Source organism: Sphingomonas corticis (assembly GCF_012035195.1).
GTDB classification, from domain to species: Bacteria; Pseudomonadota; Alphaproteobacteria; order Sphingomonadales; family Sphingomonadaceae; genus Sphingomonas; species Sphingomonas corticis.
In genome coordinates this window covers 1-4,268 of record NZ_JAAVJH010000046.1, presented here as the reverse complement: position 1 = coordinate 4,268, position 4,268 = coordinate 1, and the positions used below count along the sequence as shown (strand labels likewise).

General features: G+C 65.6%; 5 protein-coding genes. 2 read left to right on the top strand and 3 right to left on the bottom strand.

Annotated elements, in window-relative coordinates:
• The first annotated feature begins 427 nt into the window (after window positions 1-427).
• Both HBH26_RS20265 and HBH26_RS20260 read left to right on the top strand, forming a co-directional pair.
• On the top strand, window positions 428-1,582 hold the full coding sequence (locus HBH26_RS20265; RefSeq protein ID WP_069319940.1) for an IS110 family RNA-guided transposase: 1,155 nt from the start codon (window positions 428-430) through the stop codon (window positions 1,580-1,582).
• A 322-nt stretch (window positions 1,583-1,904) separates the two neighbouring features.
• The gene (locus HBH26_RS20260) at window positions 1,905-2,402 is read left to right on the top strand and encodes a hypothetical protein (protein ID WP_168136366.1); all 498 of its coding nucleotides are present in this window, start codon (window positions 1,905-1,907) and stop codon (window positions 2,400-2,402) included.
• Window positions 2,403-2,513: 111 nt separating this feature from the next.
• Here HBH26_RS20260 and HBH26_RS20255 read toward each other — a convergent pair whose 3' ends face one another.
• The 3 genes from HBH26_RS20255 to HBH26_RS20245 form a co-directional block, all read right to left on the bottom strand.
• Window positions 2,514-2,969, bottom strand: coding sequence for a hypothetical protein (locus HBH26_RS20255; protein ID WP_168136365.1), 456 nt, complete (start codon window positions 2,967-2,969; stop codon window positions 2,514-2,516).
• Between the two features lie 321 nt (window positions 2,970-3,290).
• Entirely contained in the window at window positions 3,291-3,809 is a 519-nt protein-coding gene (locus HBH26_RS20250) for a DUF736 domain-containing protein (RefSeq protein ID WP_168136364.1), read from the bottom strand.
• Between the two features lie 175 nt (window positions 3,810-3,984).
• Window positions 3,985-4,149, bottom strand: coding sequence for a hypothetical protein (locus HBH26_RS20245; RefSeq protein WP_168136363.1), 165 nt, complete (start codon window positions 4,147-4,149; stop codon window positions 3,985-3,987).
• Window positions 4,150-4,268: the final 119 nt, after the last annotated feature.

Here is a 4,268-nt window from a genome sequence, read left to right as displayed (position 1 = left end):
CAAAGGTCGCGCCAGTGAGCCCGGGAGGGCGAACCAGCGGCCGTCGCCCGCGCGCAGGACGCCCGGCGCCGGCATAGGGATCGAAACCCGCAAGGGCGGAGACCCGGCACGGGGCTCCGCAAGGCCCACCAGGGCCGGTGAGAGCCCGGTCCCGCCCACAAGGCGGGACGCCCCGATCCTGCCCGTCAATGACGCCCTATGGGCGCTACAGCAGCATTCACGGCTGATCCGAACCCGTTCATGTCAGGATGTTCGTCGAGACGTCTATCATCGCGACGCGCAGCGGCGCGATGGGTAGCGGTTCGGTACGATGCGTCGGCAGGCGTTGAACTGACGCCAGTACTGCAAACAAAAAGATCCCATGGGCGCGGGCTGGCGCCGGTTGAGGCAGACTGACCTTCCCGCTTTGTCGTGAAGGAGGTCGCCCGTGTCCATTCCGTCCCATGCCGCCGTCAGCACGCAGCTGAACGCCATCTTCGTGTCGCTTGAGCTGAGCCGTTCCACCTGGCTGGTGACGTCGCTGTCGCCAGGACGCGGCGAGCGCATCTCGCGGCATCAGGTGAAGGGAAGCGACGTGCCGGCACTCCTGGAGCGGTTCGCGCAGTTGCAGGCGAAGGCGCGGGAACGGACAGGCGAGCAGTATCCGTTGGTCGTCATCCAGGAGGCGGGGCTGGACGGCTTCTGGATACACCGCTGCCTTGTGCGCGAGGGTATCGAGAGCCACGTCGTCGACGCCGCCTCGATCGCGGCCTCGCGGCGCAGCCGGCGCGCGAAAACGGACAAGCTGGACGGGGAGGCGCTGGTCCGCACGTTACTCGCCTACAAGCGCGGCGAGCCGCGGGTCTGCGCGATGGTGACGGTGCCGAGCGCGGAGGACGAGGACCGCCGGCGCGTCTGCCGCGAGCGGCGCTCGCTGGTAGTCGAGCGCATCCGGCACATCAACCGGGTCAAGGGCCTGCTGTTCGCACAAGGGGTTGGCGACTACGAGCCGCTACGCACCAACCGGCGGGCGCGGTTGGAAGAGCTTGTCACCGGCGACGGGCGGCCGCTGCCCTGTCATGTGAAGCGCGAGATCGAGCGCGAACTGGACCGGCTGGAGCTGGTCATGCGCCAGATCAAGGAGGTCGAGCGCGAACGCGACGCCATGCTGGAGGCGGCGACGGACGAGGCAGCCGAGCCGGCCAGCGCCCACCTGCTCCAGCTCCGCGGCATCGGACCCGAGTTCGCCGGCGTGCTGCACGCCGAAGCCTTCTTCCGCAGCTTCAGCAACCGGCGGCAGGTCGCCTGCTATGCGGGCCTCGCGCCATCGCCGTGGCAGAGTGGCAGCATGGACCGCGAGCAGGGCGTGTCCAAGGCCGGCAACAAGCGGTTGCGCGTGACCATGATCCAGGTCGCCTGGTTGTGGCTGCGGCATCAGCCGGAGTCCGAGCTGACCCGCTGGTACGCGGAGCGGGTGCAGGCGAACGGCGGTCGCGTGCGGCGCGTGATGATCGTGGCGCTCGCCCGCAAGCTGCTGATCGCGCTGTGGCAGTTCAGCTCGGCCGGCGTCGTGCCCAAGGGCGCGCTGCTGAAGGCGGCCTGAGCGAGCTACCCTATACGAGTTCCCGCAGGGTATCGCCCCTGCCGGATCCAGGTGGACGGACCGTCGGCCCCTCTTGGCTTCACTCGCCGACAAAAAGGTTGGTCCCGTCTCCTGAGCCAGACCCGACGCAAGCGGGATTGTGGTGCGGCCGCGCACGAGCGGCGACCGGATGTGAGGTTAGAGCGGACCGGTCAGCGGGACGCTTGTTGCAACAGGCTCAGACCAGTGATCCGAGAATCGAGGAGGACGACCATGGCCTGACGCTCTGACCATCCCTGACGATTGATCTGGATTGGCGACGACAAAGCGATAAGCTGGCGTCATGTACGCCGCACGAGCCAAGCGCACCTATCCTTCGATCTGGCGGGTGATTCTGGCTTTTGTGGTGGTCCCGGGCGCAGCCGCCTTGTTGATGGCTATTGTTATGCCAGCATACGAGGGCATCACTGATCCGCTTGAACGGATCTGGCGGAGCGCTGTGGCATTTGCCGTGTTTGGCGCTTACCCTCCAGCTTTCATCATCGGGCTCCCGGCGTTCTTCATGTTACGCCGACACGTCGATGCGACGATCATCAACTGCGCTGCAACTGGTGCAGTGGTCGCCGCTCTTCCCTGGCTCGGGCTCGCGCTGCTCAGTCGACCGGACAATGCGAGCATTGGTGGACGATCAACCGTCATCAACGGATCTTTGACCGCTTATGGATGGCTGATGAACTTCTATTACGTCGGCCAGATTGCCCTTCTAGGCACTATTGCAGGCGCGCTGTTTTGGTTCATTGCTGCGGCTGGCAGCCGAGCCGGCAAGGTAGAACAGATATGATTGTGCGGAAGGAAAGAGGCTGAACGGTCTACCGCACAGCCTATTGACCTGAGAACTCCCATGTGAGGGGGCGTTAGCCCCCTCAATCAACCGTAGTGTTGTCGGACCGAATCATTCGCTTTTTGGATTGACGATTTCGAGCGGTGGCGGGACGTAGGAGCCGGTTTCGAAATGTTCTTTCAGATCGTCGAGCGACTGGACCTTTTCGGCTTCCTCGGTGGTCAGCACGACATGCTCGTCATCGTCGGCCGTGAAGCTGCGGCGGGGTCCTTCGCCGACCCAGACCACGATTTCCGCCGGGAAGGAGCCCGGCGCGGCGCCCGACCAGCGTACAAAGGGCAGGTCGTTATGGCAGCAGAAGTCCTCGATGTCGTCGATCTGTCCGTTGGCGACTTCGTGAGCGTGGAGTTTCAACGGTGTGCCGACTGGCAGGTGATCGACCGTGAGCGGGCCGCCGTCCCAAGTCGGTGAAAGACCTGCGGAGTTTGCGATGTCGATAAGTTCATCGAGGCGGTCGGCGGGGAGCGAGCCGCCGATGGTGATGGAGAAGGGAACGCGGTCTGCCATGGCGGCACCTCGCAGGGCAGGTGGCATGCTGGTCTCGTCCGGGCCTGCGGCACCATTCTCCCAGCTACCTGTCATCCACCCTCTCCCCTTCAATCTTTCAGGTCGGTCGGTTCCGTTCACTTGTCGTTCACAACGCTACTAATGGAGTTGTGTTGAGAATCGATTGCAAGGGTTCTTTTCGTCCGGAATGGAGACTGTCGCCGCGCGCGCAGAAAAAACGGGCGATGCCGTAGCGGCACCGCCCGTAGGCGACGGGATGCGGGGGATGTCCCGTCGTGATTGCCGGCGCCGCGAGGGAGCGGCGCGACGCCGGCAAACCGGTCAGGCGTTTTCGGCGACGCGCTTGCCGCGACCGCGACGCGAAGTGGCGTCCTCGACGGGGGCAGTGGTCTCGCCGAGACCGTCGTCAGCGGCGCCGGCATCGTCGGCGACCCCGGCGGGTGCGTCGCTGCCGTCGGCGCCGAAGGGCGGCGCGGGGTCCTCGTCCGCCTTGATGCCGAGCGCGCTGGTGACGTCGCGACGCTTCTGCGCGCGCTGCCAGACGATGTTGTACGAGCCGTCGTCCTGCCGGAAGGCCGAGACCTGCAGCGGGGCGCTGAGCGACGGATCGTCGATGCGACCGTTGAGGAAGGCTTCGCCGGTGTTGTTGGAGGTGAGCTCGAAGAGCGCGCCGACCTGCACCCACGTCCGGCCGGGGGTGAGCGCGTGGATCTCGTAGCGCGGCGCGCGCGGGTTGGTGGAGTGGACCGGCTTCAGCGCGATCGTCATCGCGACCGCGAGGGTGGAAATGCGACCCATGAAGATGCCGCTCTCGTTCTGCTTGATCGAACCGATGTTCATGACGTGTCTCCTGAGATTGTCGTGCTGGACCCCTTGTCCTCGACATTCATCTTCAACCCTCTCTCCTCCCCGGCCCTTCGGCCGGGCAGGGCGCGGGAAGCGCCCCTCACCGACCGCGTTCTCACGCGGGCGGTGAATCGTCCCCGGGATGTCGCCGGGTGCGTCACGGGCGGGATCAGTCGACCCCGACGGGGCGGAGCGCGACGCCGAGATCGGCATGCGCCGCGGCGAGCGCGCCGAAGGCGCGGCTGACGACATCGGCGGATTCGTCGGAGGGATCGATGTGCCAGCATTTGCCGGCATGACGCACGTCGATCAGCCGATCGGTGCCGTAGCACATTGGGAAGCGCTGGTTCGGGAGCCGCTATGGCCCTGATGAAGACAAGGCCGCGTAGCGGCCGCAGGCTTCATCAGGGCAAGCCATGGCCGGACAGCAGGTATCTAAAGTGAGGTTGTCGA

Excerpts from the sequence above, each read along its gene's own strand:
- HBH26_RS20260 (WP_168136366.1), top strand. The coding sequence starts at position 1,905 with ATGTACGCCGCACGAGCCAAGCGCACCTATCCTTCGATCTGGCGGGTG.
- HBH26_RS20255 (WP_168136365.1), bottom strand. The coding sequence starts at position 2,969 with ATGGCAGACCGCGTTCCCTTCTCCATCACCATCGGCGGCTCGCTCCCC.
- HBH26_RS20250 (WP_168136364.1), bottom strand. The coding sequence starts at position 3,809 with ATGAACATCGGTTCGATCAAGCAGAACGAGAGCGGCATCTTCATGGGT.
- HBH26_RS20245 (WP_168136363.1), bottom strand. The coding sequence starts at position 4,149 with ATGTGCTACGGCACCGATCGGCTGATCGACGTGCGTCATGCCGGCAAA.